At 59.5% G+C, this 23537-nt stretch carries 19 protein-coding genes; 14 read left to right on the forward strand and 5 right to left on the reverse strand.

The annotated features are described in order from the left end of the window. Positions 1-19 precede the first annotated feature (19 nt). Complete coding sequence (locus AB4Y63_RS14720) at positions 20-928, reverse strand: glycosyltransferase family 2 protein (protein ID WP_441791813.1); 909 nt, start codon at positions 926-928, stop codon at positions 20-22. Positions 929-983: 55 nt separating this feature from the next. Between AB4Y63_RS14720 and AB4Y63_RS14725 the strand changes: the two genes are divergently transcribed. From AB4Y63_RS14725 to AB4Y63_RS14755, 7 genes are all read left to right on the forward strand, one after another. Further along, a complete protein-coding gene (locus AB4Y63_RS14725) occupies positions 984-1820 on the forward strand; it encodes an ABC transporter permease (protein ID WP_441791814.1) in 837 nt (278 codons plus the stop codon). Then, complete coding sequence (locus tag AB4Y63_RS14730) at positions 1817-2563, forward strand: ABC transporter ATP-binding protein (RefSeq protein ID WP_441791815.1); 747 nt, start codon at positions 1817-1819, stop codon at positions 2561-2563. The genes AB4Y63_RS14725 and AB4Y63_RS14730 overlap by 4 nt, the downstream gene beginning before the upstream one ends. A 14-nt stretch (positions 2564-2577) precedes the next feature. Continuing rightward, on the forward strand, positions 2578-5088 hold the full coding sequence (locus tag AB4Y63_RS14735; protein WP_441791816.1) for a glycosyltransferase: 2511 nt from the start codon (positions 2578-2580) through the stop codon (positions 5086-5088). Positions 5089-5166: 78 nt separating this feature from the next. After that, the gene (locus tag AB4Y63_RS14740; protein ID WP_441791817.1) at positions 5167-5469 is read left to right on the forward strand and encodes a hypothetical protein; all 303 of its coding nucleotides are present in this window, start codon (positions 5167-5169) and stop codon (positions 5467-5469) included. After that, complete coding sequence (locus AB4Y63_RS14745; RefSeq protein ID WP_441791818.1) at positions 5397-7022, forward strand: glycosyltransferase family 2 protein; 1626 nt, start codon at positions 5397-5399, stop codon at positions 7020-7022. Before AB4Y63_RS14740 ends, AB4Y63_RS14745 begins: the two co-directional genes overlap by 73 nt. Positions 7023-7125: 103 nt before the next feature. Then, a complete protein-coding gene (locus tag AB4Y63_RS14750; RefSeq protein WP_441791819.1) occupies positions 7126-9171 on the forward strand; it encodes a hypothetical protein in 2046 nt (681 codons plus the stop codon). A gap of 97 nt (positions 9172-9268) precedes the next feature. Then, positions 9269-10903 carry a DUF2142 domain-containing protein gene (locus AB4Y63_RS14755; RefSeq protein ID WP_441791820.1) on the forward strand — a complete coding sequence of 545 codons (1635 nt, stop codon included), beginning with the start codon at positions 9269-9271 and terminating at the stop codon, positions 10901-10903. Positions 10904-11272: 369 nt separating this feature from the next. Here the strand turns inward: AB4Y63_RS14755 and AB4Y63_RS14760 are convergent, their stop codons facing one another. Beyond that, positions 11273-12505, reverse strand: coding sequence for a lipopolysaccharide biosynthesis protein (locus AB4Y63_RS14760; protein ID WP_441791821.1), 1233 nt, complete (start codon positions 12503-12505; stop codon positions 11273-11275). A gap of 264 nt (positions 12506-12769) precedes the next feature. On the opposite strand from AB4Y63_RS14760, the gene AB4Y63_RS14765 reads away from it, so the two are divergent. The 5 genes from AB4Y63_RS14765 to AB4Y63_RS14785 all read left to right on the forward strand — a co-directional run bounded on the left by AB4Y63_RS14765 (position 12770) and on the right by AB4Y63_RS14785 (position 18070). Then, the gene (locus AB4Y63_RS14765; RefSeq protein WP_441791846.1) at positions 12770-13870 is read left to right on the forward strand and encodes a glycosyltransferase family 4 protein; all 1101 of its coding nucleotides are present in this window, start codon (positions 12770-12772) and stop codon (positions 13868-13870) included. Positions 13871-13913: 43 nt separating this feature from the next. Beyond that, a complete protein-coding gene (locus tag AB4Y63_RS14770; protein ID WP_441791847.1) occupies positions 13914-14612 on the forward strand; it encodes a glycosyltransferase family 2 protein in 699 nt (232 codons plus the stop codon). A gap of 2 nt (positions 14613-14614) precedes the next feature. Continuing rightward, on the forward strand, positions 14615-15010 hold the full coding sequence (locus tag AB4Y63_RS14775) for a DUF2304 domain-containing protein (protein WP_441791822.1): 396 nt from the start codon (positions 14615-14617) through the stop codon (positions 15008-15010). A gap of 248 nt (positions 15011-15258) precedes the next feature. Further along, positions 15259-16848 carry a DUF2142 domain-containing protein gene (locus AB4Y63_RS14780; protein WP_441791823.1) on the forward strand — a complete coding sequence of 530 codons (1590 nt, stop codon included), beginning with the start codon at positions 15259-15261 and terminating at the stop codon, positions 16846-16848. Then, on the forward strand, positions 16841-18070 hold the full coding sequence (locus AB4Y63_RS14785) for a glycosyltransferase family 4 protein (RefSeq protein ID WP_441791824.1): 1230 nt from the start codon (positions 16841-16843) through the stop codon (positions 18068-18070). The genes AB4Y63_RS14780 and AB4Y63_RS14785 overlap by 8 nt, the downstream gene beginning before the upstream one ends. Here AB4Y63_RS14785 and AB4Y63_RS14790 read toward each other — a convergent pair. From AB4Y63_RS14790 to AB4Y63_RS14800, 3 genes are read right to left on the reverse strand one after another with little or no spacing between them, the layout of a single operon-like run. Next, a complete protein-coding gene (locus tag AB4Y63_RS14790; protein WP_441791825.1) occupies positions 18037-19128 on the reverse strand; it encodes a glycosyltransferase family 4 protein in 1092 nt (363 codons plus the stop codon). The two genes, AB4Y63_RS14785 and AB4Y63_RS14790, sit on opposite strands and share 34 nt — an antisense overlap. After that, positions 19125-20282 (reverse strand): hypothetical protein, encoded by a 1158-nt coding sequence (locus AB4Y63_RS14795; protein ID WP_441791826.1) that lies wholly within the window; start codon positions 20280-20282, stop codon positions 19125-19127. Before AB4Y63_RS14795 ends, AB4Y63_RS14790 begins: the two co-directional genes overlap by 4 nt. Further along, positions 20279-21139 (reverse strand): glycosyltransferase family 2 protein, encoded by an 861-nt coding sequence (locus AB4Y63_RS14800; RefSeq protein WP_441791827.1) that lies wholly within the window; start codon positions 21137-21139, stop codon positions 20279-20281. Before AB4Y63_RS14800 ends, AB4Y63_RS14795 begins: the two co-directional genes overlap by 4 nt. Positions 21140-21214: 75 nt before the next feature. Between AB4Y63_RS14800 and AB4Y63_RS14805 the strand changes: the two genes are divergently transcribed. Together AB4Y63_RS14805 and AB4Y63_RS14810 are read left to right on the forward strand one after the other, a co-directional pair. Then, a complete protein-coding gene (locus AB4Y63_RS14805) occupies positions 21215-22384 on the forward strand; it encodes a glycosyltransferase family 2 protein (RefSeq protein WP_441791828.1) in 1170 nt (389 codons plus the stop codon). Between the two features lie 3 nt (positions 22385-22387). Then, entirely contained in the window at positions 22388-23380 is a 993-nt protein-coding gene (locus AB4Y63_RS14810) for a glycosyltransferase family 2 protein (protein WP_441791829.1), read from the forward strand. Positions 23381-23537: the final 157 nt, after the last annotated feature.

Raw genomic sequence — 23537 nt, forward strand, 5'->3', positions numbered from 1 at the left:
ACCCTGCTCATTCTCAATTTTATTGGGAATGGCGCTGAGAGACCATCGCTCGAAGATTGAGGCCGGCAGTAAGAGCCATGCGCAGGGGCCACAGGAGGGGGCCAGGATACTTTTTGTACAGAAACTTCTTGGCGCTGTCGTGATGCGCGCGAATCATTCGGGCAGACTCGGTCCGAGTAGAGTGAGCGCCCGTGTGAACGACGCTGGCGGATGGCTCAAATACGTTGCGCAATCCGAGCTTCCCGATCCGATAGCCCAGGTCAACGTCTTCGAAATACATAAAGTAGCTCTCGTCGAAGCCATTTAATTGGTCGAAGACCGACCTGCGCACCATGAGGAAGGCGCCGGAGAGCCACCCGGCATCCCTTCGCACGGCAGCGCCGTGCGCATCGCGTCGATAGCGACGTGTCCACGGGTTGGACGGCCAAACATCCGCAAAAATGGCGTGACCGATGCCGGAACGCAAAGACGGAATTCCTCGTGCAGACGGATAGATCTCGCCGCTGCTTGAGAGAATCCGAGGCCCAATCGCCGCTATGCGGTCGGATGACTCTGCGCAGTCCAACAATGCATCGATGGAACCCGCGTGAACGATGACGTCGGGATTGCTCACGACTACCCACGAAATTTCAGGCGGAAGAGTCGCGACTGCCGCGTTGATCGCGTGGCCATACCCGCGGTTACTCGAAAGCGGCAGGTACCGTCCGCCTGAGGCGATCGTCATCACAGCCACCGCTGAATCCGTTTCGCCACCAATTGTCGGCTTATTGTCAGCGACGACGATGTGCAGGGGAACGGATGCGGCCTCGCCTAGCGAAGAGAGGAACGGGCCAAGCACCGCCTCGGAACCATAGCTCACGGTGACGACAGCGACAGTGGGAGTGACGGGTTCTGGAGTGGGTGAGTTGGCCATACGTTCCTCAAGCATAGTTCTAAGCTAGATTGATCTGCGGCCATCCCGATCGGCTACCCAGTGAGGTTACATGCGATATCTGAATGAAGTTCTTGCGTCGCGAGAGCTCCTGGCCAATCTCACTCTGCGTGAGATCCGCGGCCAGTACAAACGCACCATTTTCGGCCAACTGTGGTCTTTGGTGAACCCACTCGCGTCGATGCTGGTTTACACGCTCGTGTTCGCCTTCATCCTCCGAGTGACACCTCCCCCTGGCGACCCCAGCGGTCTGAACATCTTCCCTGTGTGGCTGCTCTGTGGTCTTCTGCCCTGGGCGTTCTTCGCCAATGTGGTGCAGCAGGGTATGGGCTCGATTCTGGCAAACGCCGGCCTGGTGCAGAAGGTGTATTTTTCCCGCATCGTTCTGCCGCTGTCGAAGGTCGGCTCGGTCGGCTATAACTGGCTGTTCGAAATGGGAGTGCTTGTCGTTGTCATCGTCATCTGCGGCGGTTTCGTTTGGCCATTCCTTCCGCTCGTCGTCGTGACAATGGTGCTGTTGGCGATGTTTGCCGCGGGCCTGGCACTCATGCTCGCCGTGGCGAATGTGCATTTTCGGGACACTCAGTACTTTGTGTCGATCATCCTTCAGATCTGGATGTATCTGACCCCGATCATCTACCCGATCAGTTTGGTCGAGGTGCAGTCCGCAAAAGTTGGTGGGCTGTTTGGCACCGACATCACAGTGCTCGACATCTACCGGGCCAATCCCCTTGAACGATTCGTGGCAGTTTTCCGGCAGCTGCTCTACGACAACCGCTGGCCGAACCCTGATGATTTCCTGCTCTGCGTCATTTGGGCGCTTGTAGCGCTCGTCATCGGAGTTCTGGTCTTTCGCCGGAGCGAGAAGGGTCTAGCAGAAGCTCTATGAGTGAAATCGCTGTTCAGATTGAACATGTCAGCAAGAAGTTCCGTCTCTACCACGAGCGCAATCAGTCGTTGAAGTCCGCGATCATGCGTGGACGCCGATCGGTTCACGAAGACTTCTGGGCGCTTAAGGACGCAAATTTCGAGGTCCCGGTCGGTTCCACCTTTGGACTCATCGGAAGCAACGGATCGGGCAAGTCAACCCTGCTGAAATGCTTGGCAAAGATCTACTACCCGGAGAAGGGCTCGATTCGCTACAACGGGCGGATCGCCGCTTTGCTTGAAGTGGGATCCGGTTTTCACCCCGAGTTGTCGGGTCGAGAGAACGTTTTCCTCAACGGTTCGATTCTGGGAATGTCGAAGAAAGAAATCACCCGCAAGTTCGATGAAATCGTCGATTTCTCGGGTGTTGAGCAGTTCATTGACCAACCGGTGAAGAACTATTCCTCGGGCATGTACGTGCGCTTGGGCTTCGCCATTGCAATCAACGTGGACCCTGACATTCTCGTCGTCGACGAGGTGCTCGCTGTCGGTGACGCCGAGTTCCAAGAGAAGTGCGCACAAAAGTTTGTAGATTTCAAGGAAGCTGGCAAGACCGTAGTTCTGGTCAGCCACGCCATGGAATCGGTTCGCCAAATGTGTGACCATGCTGCCTGGCTAAGCCACGGCGAGGTCGTAGCAGTCGGAGAAGCGGACCCTACGATCACGGCCTACCTGGACTCGCTTCACAGCGGGCCCAAAGCCTAAGAAAGGCAAACCCAATGAAGAAGCGTCGTATCGGAGTCGTCTCCGTCGTCCTTGTCAACTTTCGAGGCGTAGACGACACCATCGAATGTGTTCGCGGGCTCCTGGAGCTGGACTGGCCGCACAAACTGCTTGAGATTATCGTGGTCGAAAACGGTTCTGGGGATGACAGCCTCGAAAGGCTGAAGGTCATTTCAGGCCAGATCACCATCGTCGAATCCACTGAGAATCTCGGTTTCACGGGCGGCTGCAACTTGGGTGTCGCAAAGTCGACCGGTGAGTTCGTCGCGTTTCTCAACAACGATGCGAGACCCGATTCGGGATGGATCAAAGAGGCGATCGCGACCTTTTCCACCGGCCACAACATCGGCGCTGTGGCCAGCAAAGTTCTTGACTGGGAGGGCGAGCGAGTTGACTATCTCGATGCTGCCGTCACCTGGTATGGCATGGGCTACAAACCGCACGCGGGTGAAACAGACCGTGGCTCCTGGGATGTCGAGAAGGATGTTCTGTTCGGCACCGGCGCCGCAATGTTCATCCGCGCGTCGGTGTTCGAGGAGCTCGGCGGCTTCGACGACAACTTCTTTATGTTTTACGACGACGTCGACCTCGGTTGGCGTTTGAACCTGCTCGGTTACCGTTTCCGCTTTCAACCCAAATCGCTCGCGTTCCACAAGCACCACGCCTCGATGAACAAGTTCGGAAATTTCCGCGAGACGTACTTGCTTGAGCGCAACGCCCTTTACACGTTGTACAAGAACTTGGACGAGGAATCCCTTGCCCAGGTCTTCCCCGGTGCGTTGCTGCTTGCCACTCGCCGCGCTGTCGCACGGGGCAAACACGATTCGACTTCACTCGACCTACGGGTGCCGGGCAACGACGATGAAGCCACTTTGGCGATCTCGAAGCAAACGATGGCCGGAATTTACGCCATTGATCAGTTCGTCGAGTTACTCCCGGAGATGACTGTGGAGCGCGCGAAGGTTCAGGCCTCGCGCACGCGGTCCGACCGCGAACTCAAGGCGTTGTTCGGTAACACAGATGAGCCCGCCTATCCCATCGAGAGCTACCTGAGCGGCTACGAGAAGATCGTCGACAACCTCGGCCAGCTGAACATTGAAGGCCGCCGTCACATCCTTGTAATCACGGGCGACGCAGTCGGAGCTCAGATGGCGGGGCCGGCCATTCGCGCCTGGAACATTGCCAAACAGCTCTCTGACGAGCACGATGTGCGCCTCGTGAGCATGACCAAGGCTGTCGCGCTCGATGACGTCATCGAGGTGGGTGTGATTTCGCATCACAAGCCCAACTCTGTCGTCGAGCACGAGCAGTGGGCCGACGTCATCATCGTGCAGGGGCACGCCCTCGCGCTTTTCCCGAGCCTAGAAACGTCGAAAAAGATCTTGGTCGTCGACGTCTACGACCCGCTACACCTGGAGCAGCTCGAGCAGGGCCGTGATCTAGGACTGAAGCAGTGGAACAAGCAGGTGACGGAGGCGACTGATGCTCTGAACCACCAGTTGCAACTGGGTGACTTCTTCCTCTGCGCCAGCGAACGTCAGCGCCACTTTTGGTTGGGGCAGCTTTCAGCGCTCGGTCGAGTAAATCCGTTTACCTATTCCCGCGACAATGATCTTGACTCCCTCATCGCTGTTGCCCCATTCGGAATTCCGAGCCAGGCGCCAGTGCAACAGCGCCCTGCGCTGCGTGGAGTTGTCCCGGGAATCGGGGCGGATGACAAGATCATCATCTGGGGTGGCGGGATCTACAACTGGTTCGATCCCGAGATCCTGATTCGTGCGGTCGGCGTGCTCGCCGAAAGACATCCGAACATTCGGCTCTTCTTCATGGGTGTTAAGCACCCGAACCCGGCGGTCCCTGAGATGGAGGCGGTTGCCGCGGCTCGCGCGGTGTCTGAAAGACTGGGGCTTACTGGCAAACACGTATTCTTCAATGAGTCCTGGGTGCCGTATGACGACCGCCAGAATTACCTGCTTGAAGCAGATCTCGGCGTGTCTACTCATTTCCAACACGTTGAGACGACGTTCTCGTTCCGCACACGGATCCTGGACTACCTGTGGGCCGGCTTGCCGATCGTGACGACCGGCGGTGATTCCTTTGGCAGTCTGGTTGCCAGCGAATCGCTGGGTGCGGCTGTTCCGGAACGTGACCAAGCGGCGCTTGAAGCATCTATCGAAAAGTACCTGTTCGACGAAGCTGCGATCAGGAAGGCGCGGAAGAATGTGCAGCGGGTTCGGCTGGAGTTCACCTGGGAAAAGGCCGTTGCGCCGCTCGTAGAGTTCTGCCGCAACCCGCAGTCCGCAGCCGACAAGAAGCTTGACAGCAAGAGCAAGCACAAACGAAAGAACAAGATCCCGAACGGCTTGCCGAAGGCGCGGTCATCGAGAAGCACTGGCATTCGTCGAGACATCGAACGCGCTGCGTACTACCTGCAGGAGGGTGGGCCTAGTGCGGTCATTGAACGCCTACGTGCGCGTCAGGAACGCCAAAGGACGACGACTGACTGAAGCAGAGCCGCCCAGAAACGGGTGGCACGACGGAAGGTAGGCTGAGTCAACGTGAGTCAAAGCAATGAAGGAACAAGCGTGAGTACGGAACAAGGTACGACAAGTGAACGAAGCAAAGAGGAGTGCGAGGCGCTTCGAGCTGAACGTGACATTCTCCTGAATAGCGTGAAGAATCTCACCCACTCGCAGTTGATTGGGCGAGACATGGAGCTTGGCCTTCGTGCCGAACTCGCACAGGCCAAAATCTCTATTGAGGAAGCACGTGCGCGAGGCGCGCATGACCTTGCGCAGACCCGCAAATCGACGACATGGAAGATTGGTCGACTCGTGATGACTCCGGCGATTCTTCTCAAACGCGTTCAGCGCCGCATCAAGAAGTGACCTCGATGCGTGCGCCACTCTTCTCTATCTTGACGCCGGTCTTCAATACTCCGCTGAAAGTGTTGCAGCAAACCATCGCTTCGGTGGTGGATCAGCACTTCACTGACTGGGAACTCATCCTCGTCGATGACGCGTCGCCGAATCCGGATGTCCGTGCTGTGCTCAGCACAGCCGCACAACACGATTCCCGCATCCGGATCGTCGAACGACCCACCAACGGCGGAATCGTCGCGGCTTCCAACGATGCGATCGAAGCGGCGCGCGGCACATTTCTCGCGCTGCTCGACCACGACGACCTGCTGGCCCCGAACGCGCTTGAGCGCATCGCTGCCGAAATCGCCGTGGATCCCAGTGTTGATTACATCTACTCCGACGAAGACAAGATCAGAGATGGCCGGTACTACGATCAATTCGACAAACCAGATTGGTCACCTGAGCGACTCCGCGGTCAGATGTACACGGGGCATTTGTCAGTTCTGCGGGCCGATCTCGTGCGTCAGGTCGGCGGTTTTCACAAGGAGTTCGAAGGCTCGCAAGATCACGATCTCGTGCTTCGCGTCACTGAGGTCGCGCGAAGAATCGTGCACATTCCGGAGGTCCTTTACCACTGGCACGTGATCGAGGGTTCGACAGCTGAAGCGACAGACAACAAGCCTTACGCCTGGGATGCGGGCGTTCGCGCCGTCGATGCGCACCTCAAGCGCGTTGGGATTGACGGCGTTGCACTGCGCGGCCCAGTCCCTGGCACCTACCGCATCGACCGCACGCCTGAACTGAACAAGTCGGTCAGCGTGATCATCCCAACCCGGGGCACCGCCGGTGAGGTGTGGGGTGAGAGCCGCGTCTTCGTAGTTGAGGCTGTTCGGACAATGCTCGCGACGACTCAGCACCAAGATCTTGAGGTCGTCGTCGTCTACGACGAGGACACCCCGGCTGAGGTCATGGCTGAGCTTGCAGAGATTGCAGGTGACAGGCTGACCCCGGTCCTCTTCACGGGCACATTCAACTTCAGCCGCAAGTGCAATGAAGGGTTCCTGGCCGCACGCGGAGAATTCCTCGTGTTCCTGAATGACGATGTTCAGATGATCAGCGATGAGATGATCGGAAGCTTGATCGCCCCCTTAAACGAACCAGATGTCGGCATGACAGGGGCGATGCTGTACTTCGAGGATGGGGCGGTGCAACACGCCGGCCACAAGCACCATATGGGGCAATTCACCCACGCCTATCTTGGCGCCGAAAAGGGTACCTATGGGGCCTTCTCTTCACTTCTGATCAACCGAGAAGCATCAGGGTTGACCGCAGCGTGCATCGCCATGCGCCGCGAAGTGTTTCAGGAGGTCGGGGGGTTCTCTGAGCAACTCCCGGGCAACTTCAACGACGTCGACCTCTGCAAGAAGGTCGGGCATGCGGGTTACCGGCTGGTCTGGCTCACCGACGTTGAGCTTTTTCATTTTGAATCGCGCTCACGCAATCCTCTCGTGCACTCGTTTGAAGAGAAAATGATCATTGCCCGCTGGTCTGGACCCCAAAGAGATCCATATCTCGCCTAAGAAGCTGCTTCGGACCGTGTCGTGCTCCAAATAAACACGGCCGCCTCGATAACCTAATCGAGGCCATGTTTCGACTGCATGGCTGGTAATGGAGTCCCAGGATATGCTTGTCAAATCTATGCGCCTGCTGGCGGCTGTCGCGGTCGTCAGCCTCATCAGCGTCTTGGTCGTTTCTGTACCTCAGTCGGCGAAGGCTCTGAACGGGTCTGATTTTGACCCCGGGTACATCATTTCCGATGAGTTGTTCTATGACGGAAATGCAATGTCTCAGGAACAGATTCAGGGGTTCTTGGATTCGCAAATTGGTGCCTGTGCAAACTCCTTGTGCCTCAATGTGCTCCGGGTGAATACGCCTACGACAACATTCGATTACGGAACGTGCAGCACGTACGCCGGCGAAGCGAATGAGTCAGCTGCACGGATCATCTTTAAGGTTCAGAAAGCATGCAGCATTAGTGCCAAGGTGCTTCTGGTCACGCTCCAAAAGGAGCAAGGTCTGGTAACCAGCAAGGCGCCGAGTGAAGCAATTCTTCGAAAGGCGTTGGGGCAGGGCTGCCCTGATACTGCGGATTGTGATTCGGCTTACTACGGATTCTTCTATCAAGTATTCTCTGCGGCTCGTCAATTCGCCTGGTACGGGAATCCTCAGGGCTCCCACACCTCGATCAAAGTGGGCAAACTTAATTCTCGCCCGTACCACCCAAATGCGGATTGTGGGACGACAAACGTCCTTATCCAAAACCGGGCAACCGCTGCGCTCTACTACTACACACCATATGTTCCCAATGCCGCGGCGCTCGCAAATCTCGGTGGCACAGGAAACGCTTGTTCGTCATACGGGAATCGCAATTTTTGGGTGTACTACAACAACTGGTTCGGTCCTGCCAACCTCGCAGGGAGTCCCATGGCGGGGCTCGACGTTTTTGCTGCGGTCCCGGGAGGCGTTCGCGTAGCAGGATGGGCATTCGACCCGAATACGTCAGCGCCAATCGACGTTCACATCTATGTGAACGGCGCCGGTACCTCAGTCACGGCGAAGAGCAACCGCCCGGATGTGGGCGCGACCTGGCCGGAAGTAGGGCCCGCCCATGGATTTGATATCACAATCCCTGTGAAGTCGAGCGGCGTCCAGAACGTTTGTGTGTATGGAATTAACGTGGGTCCAGGTGTTAATGCTCAGTTTGCATGTCGCACATTGGAAGGTATGACGGGTTCGCCGATCGGCGCGATGGAGAGTGTTTCTAGTGTCGGGAGCGTCATCACTGTTTCTGGATGGGCGATTGATCCAGACTCGGCAGATTCGATCCCGGTACACGTCTACGTCGATTCCGTCGGAGCGGCATTCACCGCTGATGATCAGCGGGCAGACGTCGGACAGGCCTATCCTGCCTACGGTCCGAAACACGGTTTCACCCGTCAGGTGAAAGCAGAACCCGGGAACCACACGGTCTGTGCATACGGCATCAACGTCTCTGGTCCTGGTGCGCACCAACCCATTGGCTGTAGAACCGTCACGGTTGCAGGCGGTTCCCCGAACGGGGTTTTGGAGTCCGTCGAATCCATACCTGGTGCCATAAAGGCGAGCGGCTGGGTATTCGACCCGGACTCGGCGGCCTCGAGCCCCGTGCACGTTTATGTTGACGCCGCGGGCGTTGCAGCAACCGCCGATCTGCCTCGCTCAGATATCGCGCGAGCATTCCCCGGATACGGTGATCTGCACGGTTTCTCAGTCAAGATGCCAGTGACCCCTGGCCAGCACAACGTATGCGCCTATGGAATCGATATTGTCTCGCCCGGTTCGAATAAGAGCTTGGGCTGCAAGACAGTAACGGCGATGAGCGGCTCGCCGGTGGGGACCCTCGAATCAATTTCTGTCGCAGGGGGCACATTGTCTGTATCTGGCTGGGCATATGACCCAGACCAGGTTGACCCGATTCCTGTCCATGTTTACGTGGACTCAGCCGGTACCGCGATTGACGCTTCTGGAGTGCGCTCCGATGTCGGGGCAGCGTTTCCTGCCTATGGCCCGAGCCATGGCTATTCCTTCCAGACGCCGCTTTCAGCTGGGAAACATGAGGTCTGTGTTTATGGCATTAACGTCGGTCCTGGGTCAAACGTCCTGCTCGGTTGCAAGACAGTTGCCAATTAGTACTTCGCCGGAGCCAAAGCCGTTCTAGATGGAACGTCGGATGAGCGAGCCTGCATTGCTGGAAATGGCACCACTCAAAGCCCGGTAGGATCGCTAGGTGAAAGAGACCAGTCAGCGACGAACACGAGTAGCGCTTCTTGCGAGAGTACTCCTGCCACTACTAGCCGTTCTCGCACTGGTTTCGTGGGGAGTTTCGTCGCCAGTGGGATCGAGTCCCGACGACGATTTTCACCTAGCCAGCATTTGGTGCGGTGATGGAGACCGAGCGAACCTGTGTGAGGCCGGGTCGAACGCTGATGAACGATTTGTTCCCGAGTCCCTCGGCGGTTCAATTTGCTACGCGTTCAAGTCGAATGACAGCGCCGCTTGCCAATCTGCCGGATTCGACTCCAGCGAAGTTGACCTGGTGCTAACCGACCGTGGAAACTTCACAGGCGACTATCCTCCGGTTTTCTACTGGGTGATGGGATTGTTTGCGGGCCCAGATGTATCTGTCTCGGTGATCATGATGCGCGCTTTCAACGTGCTTCTCTTCGTAGGGATGTTCACGGCTCTATTCGCCGTACTTCCCGCACGGCGACGGACAACACTTGTATGGGGAACGCTGATTGCAGTTGTACCTCTCGGAATGTTCCTCATTCCGTCAACGAATCCGAGCAGCTGGGCGCTTATTTCCGCCGGAACTTTCTGGATTGCACTTCTCGGATATTTTGAAACCGCCGGCCTGCGCCGGCTCGGCCTCGGGGGACTCGCTGCGATCTCGCTTCTGATTGGTGCAGGCGCGCGCGCAGATGCCGCAATCTATTCGATCCTCGCGATTGTCGCTGTTGTCTGCCTTTCGATGAAGCGAGATCGCCGATTCTTCCTCTCGTTGATCTATCCTGCGGTCTTGGCCTGTGTTGCCGCCCTCTTCTATCTCTCCGCAAACCAGTCCTCATTCGCTGCCTCGGGAATTCCGTCCAGTGGCGGAGCAGTTGAGCGTCCGGGAACGGGGCAGCTCATATTTCAGAACTTTCTTAACGTTCCCGGGCTCTGGGCGGGGGCCTTCGGCACCTGGGGCCTCGGTTGGCTTGACACGCTCCTCCCTGCTGTCGTTTGGGTGGCAGCCTTGGCCGTGTATTGCGTCATGGTATTCACCGGGCTCGGCTCTATGTCGTGGAGGAAGGGTCTCGCGGTGGGAGGAGTTTTTGCCGTCCTTTGGCTTATGCCCACATACATTCTCGTGAAGTCTGGCGTTTATGTCGGTGCCGAAGTTCAACCGCGATACATCTTGCCGCTGTTGGTCATATTGGGTGGAGTAGCACTCATTCAAGTAAAGAATCAACGCATTCGAATGGGGCGAGCGCAAGCGATTTTCATAATCGTTGGGCTTTCCGTTGCCAACTCAGTTGCGCTGCATTTCAATATCCGACGCTACGTGACCGGTTTGGACTTCATGAGCTGGAATCTTGACAAGGCAGTGGAGTGGTGGTGGGGTTTGCCAATTACACCGATGACGTTGTGGGCAATTGGGTCGCTCGCATTCGCCGCAGTCATGGTTTTGGTCTGTCTGCCGGTGGCGGCGCTGACCGAGATCGGCTCGACTCGTCTCACCTCTCCCTTGGGCTCGTCGAATGACCCGGCCCGAGAATCGGAGCCTGGGTTCGTGGTCGATGAGGTGGAGAACTCGAAGGAAGTGGACAGAATTCAAGTGATTCCGAGTCCGGTGGAATCTGAACTGACGAGGTTGTGACTCCGGATTCTGACCGGTGCATCACACTCGCGTCCACGCAAAATTGCTCCGAGACCATCAGGAGACCGGTCCATCGAGACGATGCCGTGGTAGCTATCGGAACGAGGCGTACTGAACCAGGACATGGGTGACTCTGCAGGCCTTGTGAGAAGGGGGAACCTCCGGATTTAGCGGAGATACCCTGAAAGCCCGACCCGGGGCCCGAAGGGCTGCCCTGGCCCATCGAGCGCTCGTCGGCGGCTGGCGCGCCGACGTCGAGCAGAACTGCCGCGACCATCGAAGCACACCACGTGCTCGCGATCATCGACGACCAGAGCCGCCGCCGGCATCGGAACTACTCCCATCAGCCGCGTGTCACCAACTGGTGGCTCAGTACTGCATTGCGGTTCTACTTCTGCGAATCAAAGGTCTTCCCCGTGTACTGAGGATCAGAATTGCGGATACGGTGCTGCCCGCGACGTATCCGATGGCCGCGGCCCAAGCGCCCAGGGACGTGCCGAGCCCGAGGGAGATCACAAGAGTGATGGCAAACCCAATGGCAGAGGATGCTGTGTACTCGCGCTCACCTCCGCTAGCGACGAGTGAGGCAGCTGGAACCAACGAAATCGAATAGGCGAATACCCCGCAAAGCAGTACCTGCATATAGGGAGTCGCACCGCTGAAACTTGGCCCATAGAAAAGGTCGATCAGAAAGGGAGAGAGAAGAATCAGGATCCCAAAGACAAGCGTAAATCCCGCTGTGGCGAGCAACAGGACCCGTCGATGAAGGTGGCGGGCGGCAACGGTATCGGAGACGTTGAGCCGCGCGAAGTGGGGAATAAGCACCTGGTTCGCAGACAAAGCAAGCATCGAGGCAGGGGTCGCTAGAGAAAATGCGGCGGCGAAGAGGCCCACGTTAGTCGGGGTGTCAAACATTCGCGCTGTCAACATCGTGATCTGAAGCGCTCCGCCAGTTGCCAATTGAGCGAGGGAGTTGTAGAAGACAAACCTGCGTATTACTGGGTTGGACACTCGAGCTGGATGGCCGCCACGAGGCCAGCAAACCCAGGCGAATGCGGCGTATCCCAGTGCGAGCGGAAGCAGGGTCGCCCAAGAAAGGCCCGTGAGTAGGACGAGAAGCAGCAGCGTAAGCGAGGAAAGCGATGTCACTGTGTCTGCGACAGCAATCCTGAGGAATCGTCCCTGACCCATCGCCGCACCGCGAGTAAATGCGTATGCCGAAAACGAGAGGCTGAGCGCAACTGCTGCAAGGGCCGACAAAATATCGGGGACTATAAGTAGCGCGGCCACGAGAGTGCCAACGGCCAAAATTGGCGCCGAAATCAAGAGATCCCGCACGAGGGCAGGTATGGGTTCTGGAGTCGAAGTGTGACTCGAATCAGAATCGGTGTGTGGAGCTACGAATCGCGAGGCAGCGACGCCAGCACCAGTAGGCCAGAAAAGGGAGACAAATACCGAGAGGGCGATGAGGCCACTGATCTGCCCCAGAGATTCAGCTCCGAGCGTCCGTCCGATGATGATCGTGTAGCCGAAACGGGCGACACCCTGAACAAGGACCCCAATTGTCGCGAGTCCAGCATTCTTGAATAGTGTCGTTGCCACTTGTGAATGCTAGCTGCACTTCCCATGGACGATGTGACACGGTCGATGGAGAACGTATATCCGATGCAGGTACGGCCGCGTGCATGTGGGGCTTGATCTCGCCCGGGTTTAGCTCAGCAGTTCCTATCGGAGCAGGTCGTTAGACTTGAGGCCGTCGCTTGAATATCGCTTGGGAGTAAATTGGCAGCCGTAGAGAAGAATGGTGACGATGGCGCGCCTCGTATCGCGATCGTTATCAACAACTACCCTCCTCGATCTGGCGGGTTGGAAAGCCACGTTTTTCAACTCGCAAATGAGCTCACTGCGGCTGGCGCTAGTGTCGTCGTGGTCTGTCTCGCGCCTGAACCTTCGGATTCCGAAGAGAGCGGTGTGCGAGTTGTACGGCTGCGAATGCATCTTCCAATTGCTTCGGTACTCTCGTTTCCGGCGCTTGGGACTACTCGCCGACTTGCCCAGTTCTTGAAGAGCGAGCGCATCGATGCCGTATCGACGCACACACGGTTCTTTCCGATGTCTTATGTCGGGATGAAAGTAGCCCGCCGGCTTGGTGTCCCGCTCATCCACACTGAGCATGGTGCGGGCTTCGTGCAGTCCCCTTCCCCTGTCATTAGGTTGGGGTCTCGCATAGTGGACTTGACAATGGGGCGTGTGATTCTGAAAAGAGCCACGGCTGTGTTGGCGGTGTCACAGCCGGTCGCGAAGTTCGTCTTCGACCTTGCAAAGGTGCCGTCGGTGATCTTCTACAACGCGCTTCAGATGGAGAACTGGCCCAATGCCGGGAGCCCGCAGCGACCTCGGTCGATCGTATTCCTCGGACGCCTTGTTCCTGGCAAGGGGTGGGAGACTTTTGTAGACGTGGCAGCATCGCTGATTCGGGAATGGGGACATCCCGAGCTCAGCGTTCGCATTCTCGGCGATGGTCCGGACGCGGCGGCGGTCAAGGCGAGAGTGGCGGACGCAGGGATTGCTGACTCTACCCATCTGCACGGATACGCCGACGTGGGCGTTATTCGCGAGTCTCTCAAAGACTCGGTGTTTGTGAACCCGAGCGAGTTGGCAGAGGGATTTCAGATCACACTTCTTGAGGCAGCAGCGGCTGGCGCCCAGATCGTGTCGTACCCCGTCCCATCGGTAGAGCCGCTCAGAGAAGACGGCGCACCAGTTTGGGAAGTGACACGGCGCACTTTGCCAGATCTCATTGCTAGCGTGGACGAGGCGTTGAGGGATCCTCGGCCCGCCATGCTTCATGAGGTGTTGGAGCAGCGTTGGTCTTGGAAAGCACGCGCGACTGAATATCTTGCGATCGTTCGATCCGCGATGCCGAGTCTTGACACCGACACAGACCCTGTCGGTCGCAACAAATAGGATGGAATACGTGACTAGCCCGCTCGATCAGACCCTTATTGTCATGCCGGCTTTCAACGAAGAAGAAGCCGTGGCGGCGGTTGTTCGGGAGGTGTTTGAGAAGCTTCCTGGAGTGGCTTGCCTGGTTGTCGACGACGGCTCAACTGATCGGACAGCTGAAGTCGCTCGAGCGGCAGGCGCGACTGTCGCGGTCCTACCGTTCAACCTCGGTGTCGGTGGTGCCATGCGTCTCGGCTTTCGATATGCCCTCGAGCAGGGTTTTGAGAACGTGGTTCAGATTGATTCCGATGGCCAACATGACCCGAATGATGTGCATGAGATGTTGGCGGGATTGAGCTCAGCAGATCTCGTCATCGGAGCACGATTTGCCGGGGAGGGCGAATACGAAGTCAGAGGTCCGCGAAAATGGGCGATGCTGGTGCTGTCGTCGATATTGAGTCGAATCGCGAAAACACGACTGACCGACACAACTTCTGGGTTGCGCGCGAGCGGGCCACGTGCTGTGCGAGTCTTCGCCACTCACTACCCTGCTGAGTATTTGGGAGACACGATTGAGACGCTGGTCATTGCAGTTCGAGCGGGGTGCAAGATCGAACAGGTTCCAGCTTCGATGCGGCCGCGAGCCGGGGGAGTCCCCTCACATAGCCCGGTCAAAGCCGCTGTCTACCTGGGTAGGGCAGTGATTGCATTGGCCTTTGCGCTCATTCGCCCTGTCAAAGCCACGACGCAGGGGGCAAAGTAACCATGCACACAACAAGCTACCTTCTCGGTATTGCAGCTGCCGTCTTGACACTCGTGGTTGTGATTGAGTTGCTACGCCGGCGCCGATTGCGTGAGCGGCACGCTATCTGGTGGGTCATCGCGGGGTCCTTGGCTGTTCTGGTGAGCGTCTTTCCGTCAACGTTAGAGTTCGCGGCAGGATTTCTAGGGATTGAAGTTCCCACGAATCTCGTGTTCTTCGTTGCCATCGCAATCCTCTTCCTGGTTTGTTTGCAGCACAGCTCGGAGTTGACTCATCTGGAGGCCCGCGCACGGGACCTTGTTGAGACAATCGCACTCGTTGAGCTGCGGCTGCAGCGAGTGGAAGCTGAGACCGCCTCTGGGCTGGCGGAGGACAAGGGAAACGGCGGTCAGGATTAGCGGTGCGGTGAAACGCTGCGATTACTCTCAATGGCGGCATACTTCTAAGCTCGTGAATTAGAAATTTCGCCAACGCCGAGGGATGACCACACTTGAGTACACGCATTCCCGAGCGAGCGTTCAGAAATGGTGTTACTGCGTATAAAGAAGCAGGGGGCGAAGCGGAGGCGACGAAGCCCCGCCTGAACCAATCTGCGCAGAATCGTACGACCGGTACTCGAACGATCTTTGTCGTCGCATTTGCTGCGATGTTCTTGTTGTCAGGGTTGTGGGCTTTGGCTAGCCCCATCTTTTCGGTTCCTGATGAGAACGCTCATGTGATCAAGGCCGTCGGGCAGGTTCATGGTGAAGTAATCGGACATCACGTCAACGGGGTGAAGCACCCTGTCGTTGACGTACCCGCCGATTGGGCTTACAACGGTCACTCCCTCTGTTTCGTGTTCCACTCAAACGTTCCGGCAAACTGCGGCGTTGAAGTGGGCGACCCGGCGGGTACGACCGAGGTGTCGAGCTGGGTGTCGACATACAACCCGCTCTACTACTACTTGGTGGGCTGGCCCAGTCTGTTCATGGGCGGCTCTGCCGGTGTCTACGCCATGCGACTGGTGAGCGCCTTGCTTGGCGCGCTGCTTCTCGCCTGGGGGTTCCAAGCCGCAATGGGCGCCACGCGCTCCCGCTGGATGCCACTGGGCATGGCCTTCGTCGCCAGCCCGATGGTCATCTACCTGATGGGCGCGGTGAACCCCAACGGCATCGAGATTGCCGCCGCCGCTGCGGTATGGATCGGCACCCTCCGTCTTCTGCAATCACATCGCGCGGGCGACGGCGCCGTAGCCACTCGAGTGTTTCTGCCCCGCTGGTACCTCTGGATGATCGTCAGTGTCGCCGCCATCGTGCTGGCCAACGCCCGCGCCACCGGCCCGCTCTGGCTCGTTGTCGTCGTGTTGCTCTGCATGATCGCCGTAGGTTGGAAATCGGTGAAGGCGCTCTTCACCACAGCGTCAAGTTATTGGGGGTTGGCCGTCATCTCGGTCGGCGGAATCTTCTCCCTGTTTTGGACGCTCGGCGGCGGTAGCCTGTCCAACCAGGCCGAAGAATCAGACGCCCCTTTGGTGGGCGCCTCCTTCGTTACCGGCTTCACCTTTATGCTGCGCACCACCATCACCTTTCTCAAACAGGCGTTCGGTTACTTCGGCTGGTTCGACGCCCCCATGCCCGATTTCGCATACTGGCCATACATCGCCGCCATCACGGCGCTCCTGCTATTGGCCTTCACCGCCACGAATTGGCGTTCGGTGCGCACTCTGCTCATCGTCACCGCTGCCGCCTTCTTGGTTCCCGCCCTCGTACAGGCCTACGGTGTGTCGCAAACCGGCATCATCTGGCAGGGTCGCTATGCCCTGTTCCTTTACGTCGGCATCATGATCGTCGCAGGCTGGCTGCTGTCAGCACCGGCCGGCGACCGTATTGCCTACCTCGCTCCCCGCATCACCTGGGTCGGCGCCTCGCTGCTGATGCTCTACGGCATCATTGCCTACGTGTTGGTCATGCGCCGCTATGTCACCGGCAACGACGCCATGCCCAGCGATATGTGGCTCAACCCGCAATGGCAACCGCCTTTCGGCTGGCCCACGCTCGTCATCTTGTTCACCCTGGTTTCCGCGGCCAGCGTCGTACTTCTTGGAGTGCTCGCCACCCGCACTGCCAGGCTAGAGACGGCAGATGCAGCAGATGCAGCAGATGCAGAAGGGGCAGCAGACGTCGCCGAGGAGCTAAACGTGCAGGGAGCAGCGGATACCAGCAGCTGGGCGCCAGAGGCCAGTGCGCATCGTGGCTGAGCCCCGCGTTGCCATCGCCTACGACTGCCTGTTCCCGGTCAACACCGGTGGCGGCGAACGTGTCTATCGCCGCCTGGCCGAACTGCTCGTGGAGCGCTGCAGCACGGTTGACTACGTGACCCGGGAGCAGTGGCCCGCCGGACAGGCCCCGCCGACCACGTTCAATGTCGTGGCCGCCTGGTCGGGCGAGATCTACGACGCCGGAGGCACCCGCACCCTGGGCAGCGCCCTCGGCTTTGCCCGCGGAGTGTTCAGCCACTTCCGGCACCACCGCCAGAGCTATGACCTCGTCATCGTCAGTGCGCTGCCTGTCCTCAACATATTCGCCGTCAAACTGGCTCTGCTCGGCACCCCCGCCATGATCGTCTCTGACTGGCTCGAGATCTGGACTTGGCGCAAGTGGCGCGAGTACTCCGGTGCCCTCGTCGGAACCATCGCCTGGATGCTTCAGTTCCTCGGCATCTGGCTCGGCAGAGAACAAACCGTCAACAGCGACTTCACCCGACGCAACTTGCGGCGCTACCGCGGCCGCGCCTCGCCGATCGTTTTGGGTTTGCTTGACCTGGTCGATGAACCTGTCGTCGTCGTGGACGCAGAGTCGGTCACCGCATCAGGCGCAACGGGTGCAACAGGCTCGCCGACCCCGCTCACAGCATTCGCTGCCCCCTACGCGTTCTTCGCCGGCCGCCACATCGCGGACAAGCGGCTTGATGCCTTGCCCGCGGGGCTCGCCGTGGCCCGCAGTCGCGTGCCTGGGTTGCGCCTGGTCGTCGCTGGGGCCGGCCCCGAGACCCCGGCCCTCGTCGATGCCGCCCATCGGGCCGGTGTAAGTGATGTCGTGGACATTATCGGGCGCGTGTCCGAGCACGAACTCGGCAAGCTGTTCGCGCACGCCGCAGTAATGGTCAACCCGTCCGCCAGGGAAGGATTCGGGCTGGTCGTGGCCGAAGCCGCATCAGTCGGCACCCCCAGCGTTGTCGTGAGTGGTCCAGACAACGCCGCCGCCGAACTCATCGAAGCCCACGTCAATGGGCTCGTCGCCGAGAGCGCCGACCCCGTCGCCTTGGGGGATGCCCTGGCAGAGGTCGTGCTGGCCGGAGGAAGGCTGCGCGTCACGACCCTGGCGTGGTTCCAGAGCGCCCGCGCCGAACGCAACCTCGGCCGTTCGATCGACGAACTAATTGCGCGCTACCGCTCCGCTAGGGCGCGCCGAAACGACTGAACGGTTTCGTCGGCCGCCCTGCCCCACGAGAACAAGGCGGCCCGGTCGCGGCCGCGCCGAGCCAGCTCGTCGCGCGCCGTGTCGTCATGCACCAGCTCGGTGATGCGGCCGGCCAATGACGAAGCACTGTGCGGGTCGACGTAGGCGACAGCGTCTACGCCCACCTCGCGCAACACCGGAATGTCGGAGCACAACACCGGACAGCCCCGCGCCATCGCCTCGATGACGGGCAGACCGAACCCCTCAAACAGGCTCGGGAAAACGAACAGCGTTGCGCTCGCATAGAGATCTTCAAGCTCGGTGGCACTCAGCCAGCCCCTCAGTGATACCCAGCGCTCCAACCCCAGCTCGGACACAACACGGGTGAGCGGGTCGATACCGTGGCTACCGGTCACGACCAGTTGTGGCCGCTCTGACGCGGGGATCAGCGCCACGGCCGCAAGCAGAAGCTCGAGGTTCTTGTGCGGCATACGGTTGCCGACCGATAGAATCTGGTTCGGCATCCGCTTCGACTGGCTGGGCTCATACTGTTTCGAGCTGCCGGCCAACGGGATCACATCAATCCGGGACGGCGCAATCTTCAGGATGCCCACGATATCTGCCTTTGACGCCTCACTGACAGTAAGCAGCCGGCTCGCGGTGCGCGCCCCGAGACGAATCATGGCGCGCAAAATACGTGAATAGGCCCCGGGTACATATTCCGGATGCCGAAACGGCAGCAGGTCGTGCACAGTCAACGCCACCGGAACGCGTGAGCGCAGCGGCCCCAGGTTCGCCGGGCAATGAATGAGGTCGGCCTTCAACCGTCTGGCAAATCGGGCCACACTGAAAAGTTCGCCGCGTGCCCAAGCAATGCGATTCTCCCCGCTGATGCCCGAATCGACGATCTCACCGGGAAACCACGAGGTATCCATTGCCGCCAGCTCGCTCGAGGCGAGGCCCACGAATTCGAACTCAGTGGAGCTGGGCGCAATGTGCGTGTAAACCTCGCGCACATAGGACTCCATGCCGCCCTTCTTGCCGGTGAAGAACAGAAGGTCAACAAGAATTCTGGTCATGCCTGCGCCTCCGCCATCCGTGAAACCTTGCCGAGGGCGCGTCGGCGGGCCACCTCATAAATCACGGCTGACAGTAACTCTGCAATCAAGAGCCCGACAAAAACCATCGACAGGTCTTGAAGCAGAAGTCCGACGGATGCCGCCGCAAAGGTCAAAGCAGATACGAGCGCCCGCAGCCCGGTCACCAACCGCACTTCGCCCATTCGACGTAGTGCCGCGAACGGAATGGTCGTGGCTAGCGATGCGGCACGCCACAGGCAAGCAAGGACGAGCGGCAGCAGAGTGTTGGAACCCGACCACACGTCGCCGAAGAAAAAGCCGAGCACCCCGAAACTCTCAAGAACGATCAGAGCTAGAACGGCGGCGAAAACCGAGCCGGCGGAGATGACGATGTCGAGCGTCGAGTGCTCCTTGAGCAGACGCAGCCGCATAAAATTCAAAGGGATGGCCAGCAGACCGGACACGGTGGCGATCGCCGTGAACAGCACCGCGTCACCGGGCCCGAGAAACGCCAGGATCATGGTGTTGAGCAGCGGGTAGATGACGCCGGTCATGGCGGTGTCGGCCAGAACCCAGCCGCGCACCGATGGTTGAGGGCGGCTGGCCTGGTGGCTCACCGGCATGCAGCGCACCAGGGTGGCCAGGGCGATGCCGACCACAAGCGGAATCATTGCCCAACGCTGGTCACTGAAGGCCGCGGCCACCCCGCCGAGCGCCCCGAGGCCCACCAGAATTGACGCCCAGACCTCGCGCACATCGAGCCGCTCGGCCACCGAGACGCCACGACCGACCTCAAGCGCCGCCACGAGCACGGGCAGCCCCAGGCAGAGCACCCACACGTTGGTCGGGTTCATCGCCAGAATGGCGGCGGCGAGCAGTGAGAGCGCGGCGAGCCAGAGAGGAAAAACCACGCGTCGGGCAGTGTCGGCCGAACTCAGCCTGGATTCGACGACCGCAGCGAAAGTGAGCTGGCCGGCGAAGGTCGCGACCATGATGGCGACCGCGATGAAACCTTGCTCGGTTTCGGCGAACAATCGCGAGGAGATGGCGATGGTCGCGGCCGGAATGACCGCCAGTGACACACCGCCGAGCAGGGTGATGAGACTGAGAGCCGCCCGGCGCAGGCGCAGGGGAGAGGGCAAATCGACGGTCACCGGGTGACCGCTTTGAACGGTTGGCTGCGACCCAGGGTGCGCCCCATCATGCCTTCGAGACGTCCGAGAAAGACCCACCAGCCGTCGAGCGGCGCATTCGTCTCGCGATTGCGTAGTCCGAACAGTAGCCCGCCGAACAGAAACGCGAATCGCCACCACAGCGGGTACCGCCAACGGGTGACCAACCGGCCGAGCCCGCGGCCATAGCCGCGCAACTTGCGACGCCGCTCGTCACGGCGGAGGCCGTGGGAATCGCCGACACCGCCGATACGGAGGTCTGCGGGCTGCCAGGCGAAGCCGCGGGCGGCATCGGTTTGAGTCAGCTTAAGCAGAAAATCAGTTGCCTCGCCGGCCTGCCATGGGGTGGCCGCGCCGGTGCCGATGTCGGCGTCGAAGCCGCCAAGAGCGTCGAAGAGACCGCGGCGCACAAGAAGGCCCATTTCGATGACACTCCACACATTCCAGCGGTCGAGCGGGGTACCGGTCGGGGGAAGGGCAAATTTTGGGCCGTTCTCGTCGACGACGGTGAGAGCCCCAGCCTGAAAATCGTTTGGCAGGGCGCGCAAGCGTTTCAGCGACCCGTCAGGGAACGTCGTGGTGTCGTTCGGAAAGCTGAGCAGAAAGTCGGTGCCGGGCGGTAGCTGGTCGACACCGACGTTGCGGCCGCGCGAGGCACCGAGGTCGGAGCGGGTCACGGCGATGACGAAAGTGGGCGAGGCGTACTCGGCAACTAGCTGTTGTACTTCGGCAATGTTTCGTTGAGCGACGACGATCAGGCGGTCATTCGCCGTCATCTGCGTTTCAAGTGAGGCCAAGAGTTTCTGGAGGCTCGCGACACGGCCAAGCGTTGATACCACTAGTCCGAGTCTCACACGCTACTCACTCTGTACTATGAGGTGGCCGCTCCAACACTGACGGGACCTCCTGCGCGAATGACCACCACCGAAACCATTGAACTTTCGATTGTGATGCCCTGCCTCAACGAGGCCGAAACGCTCGCAATATGTATCGACAAAGCGCAGGACTACCTCCAGCGTAGCGGCGTCGTTGGAGAGATCGTCATTGCAGACAACGGAAGTACAGATGGGTCGCAGCAAATCGCGGTCGCTCATGGTGCTCGAGTGGTGAACATCCCAGAGAAAGGCTACGGCAGCGCCTTGATGGGCGGGATTGAAAGCGCCCTGGGCACGTTTGTAATTATGGGCGATGCCGACGATAGCTATGACTTCGCCGAGCTTGATGCGTTCGTTATCCGGCTGCGCGCAGGAGACGAGCTGGTGATGGGCAATCGCTTCCGGGGTGGCATCGAAGACGGAGCTATGCCTCCGCTGCACAAGTACCTGGGAAATCCGGTCCTCTCGTGGATCGGTCGCGTTCTTTTCCGGTCGCCGATCAAAGACTTTCACTGTGGACTTCGAGGTTTCAACCGCCAGTCAATTCTCGACCTTCACCTGCAGACGACGGGAATGGAATTCGCCAGCGAAGTCGTCGTGAAATCTACGCTCGGCGGGCTGCGGGTGAGTGAAGTTCCCACCACCCTGAAAAAAGACGGCCGGAGCCGACCGCCGCATCTGCGCAGTTGGCGAGACGGCTGGCGCCACCTGCGATTCCTACTGATCTTCAGCCCGCGGTGGCTGTTCCTTATCCCGGGTGCCATCGCGTTCTTCGTCGGAGTGCTCGGTACGGCGTTGCTCGGCTTCGGCCCGGTTGTTGTCGGCTCGGTGGGGCTCGACGCGTCGAGCCAGATGTATCTGGCCGCGTTGGCCGTCGTCGGCTATCAAGCGGTGCTCTTCGCGGTACTCACCAAGATCTACGCCCAACACGAGGGTTTCCGCATTCCCCGAAGCCGCAATTTCGAGCGACTGGAACGGCGGATCAGCCTCGAGAGCGGCGCGGTCGTGGGGCTTATCCTCTTTGTCGTCGGATTCGGGATGGCGCTGGTGCAGCTGATCGGCTGGGCGGGTGAGGGATTCGGTGCACAAGACCCCAGCCAATCGGTGCGTGAGACAGTTCCGGCGGCACTGTTGATGATGCTGGGCGCGCAGACGATAATGGCTGGCTTGTTCCTGGGCGTGCTGTCCGTTGGGCTGAAGCGGAGATAGCTCGTGTCGACGCAAGTATCTGTCGCCCTCTGCACCTACAACGGCGCCCGCTTCGTCGCAGAACAGGTCCTCAGTATCCTGGGTCAGACTCAGGCCGTTGACGAGATCGTTGTCTCTGATGATGGCTCGACCGATGACACACTGCTGATCGTAGAAGCCACCGTGTCACACTGGCGCGCCGAGCATCCGGGGAGGCTCCTCGGGTTGCGTGTTTTGCGGAATGTGACACCACTGGGGGTCACAGCCAACTTCGAGCAGGCGCTTGCCGCCTGCGCCGGTGACCTTCTCGCGCTGAGTGACCAGGACGACCTGTGGCATCCGCAACGCATCGAACTCATGGTCGCCGAATTCGCTCGTCGCCCGGAACTTCTTCTTTTGAACACGGAAGCGCGACTGGTCGACGAGAACGGCCGACCACTCGGACAGAACCTTCTGGATACTCTCGGCGTCTCCGACGTGGATCGGGAGGCCGTGCACGCCGGGCGCGCGATCGACACCTTGCTGCGCCGCAACATCGTGACGGGAGCGACGACGATGCTCCGGCGAGAGTTGTTCGAACGTGCCAGACCGTTCCCTGCGTCGTGGGTGCATGATGAGTGGCTCGCGATCGTGGCGGCGGCGACGGGGGAGATGGATTTCCTTGACGAACCGCTGCTTGACTACCGTCAGCATTCGGCAAATCAGATCGGGGCTTCAAGCCTTGGCGCAGCGGGAAAAATCGGCAGGCTCAAGGCGCCGCGAGCGGCGCGCAATGCGCGATTGCTCGCGCGGGCCACGGTGTTTCAGGAGCGCGCGGGAGGACTCATGCCGCAGCCGTCTGCGGAGACACTCGCGAAGGTTGAGGCGAAGCACGCCCACGAACTGATGAGGAGCGGACTCCCGGCCTCACGTATCCGACGCATTTCTCCAGTGGCCCGGGCCTGGCGGCTCGGCGCCTACAATCGATTCGGACTCGGCCTGCAGGATGTCCTTCGGGACCTGGTTCAACCGACCTAGCACTGCGCCACGGATGAGGCATGAGGTGTATTCCGCCGCAATGCGTTCCCCGCGCGATGACAAAGCCGACCTCACGCCGAGCGACGGCCAATCGATTGTCGACGTCGATAGGACCAGACTCAGGGTGGTGCAGTAGACGTTCCCAAACGGCATGTCG

The sequence above is a fragment of the Leifsonia sp. YAF41 genome (assembly GCF_052113185.1).
GTDB lineage: Bacteria > Actinomycetota > Actinomycetes > Actinomycetales > Microbacteriaceae > Cryobacterium.

Coding starts and splice junctions, on each gene's coding strand:
- AB4Y63_RS14720 (WP_441791813.1), bottom strand. CDS start 928: ATGCTTGAGGAACGTATGGCCAACTCACCCACTCCAGAACCCGTCACT.
- AB4Y63_RS14725 (WP_441791814.1), top strand. CDS start 984: ATGCGATATCTGAATGAAGTTCTTGCGTCGCGAGAGCTCCTGGCCAAT.
- AB4Y63_RS14730 (WP_441791815.1), top strand. CDS start 1,817: ATGAGTGAAATCGCTGTTCAGATTGAACATGTCAGCAAGAAGTTCCGT.
- AB4Y63_RS14735 (WP_441791816.1), top strand. CDS start 2,578: ATGAAGAAGCGTCGTATCGGAGTCGTCTCCGTCGTCCTTGTCAACTTT.
- AB4Y63_RS14745 (WP_441791818.1), top strand. CDS start 5,397: ATGGAAGATTGGTCGACTCGTGATGACTCCGGCGATTCTTCTCAAACG.
- AB4Y63_RS14750 (WP_441791819.1), top strand. CDS start 7,126: ATGCTTGTCAAATCTATGCGCCTGCTGGCGGCTGTCGCGGTCGTCAGC.
- AB4Y63_RS14770 (WP_441791847.1), top strand. CDS start 13,914: ATGCCGGCTTTCAACGAAGAAGAAGCCGTGGCGGCGGTTGTTCGGGAG.
- AB4Y63_RS14775 (WP_441791822.1), top strand. CDS start 14,615: ATGCACACAACAAGCTACCTTCTCGGTATTGCAGCTGCCGTCTTGACA.
- AB4Y63_RS14780 (WP_441791823.1), top strand. CDS start 15,259: ATGTTCTTGTTGTCAGGGTTGTGGGCTTTGGCTAGCCCCATCTTTTCG.
- AB4Y63_RS14790 (WP_441791825.1), bottom strand. CDS start 19,128: ATGACCAGAATTCTTGTTGACCTTCTGTTCTTCACCGGCAAGAAGGGC.
- AB4Y63_RS14805 (WP_441791828.1), top strand. CDS start 21,215: ATGACCACCACCGAAACCATTGAACTTTCGATTGTGATGCCCTGCCTC.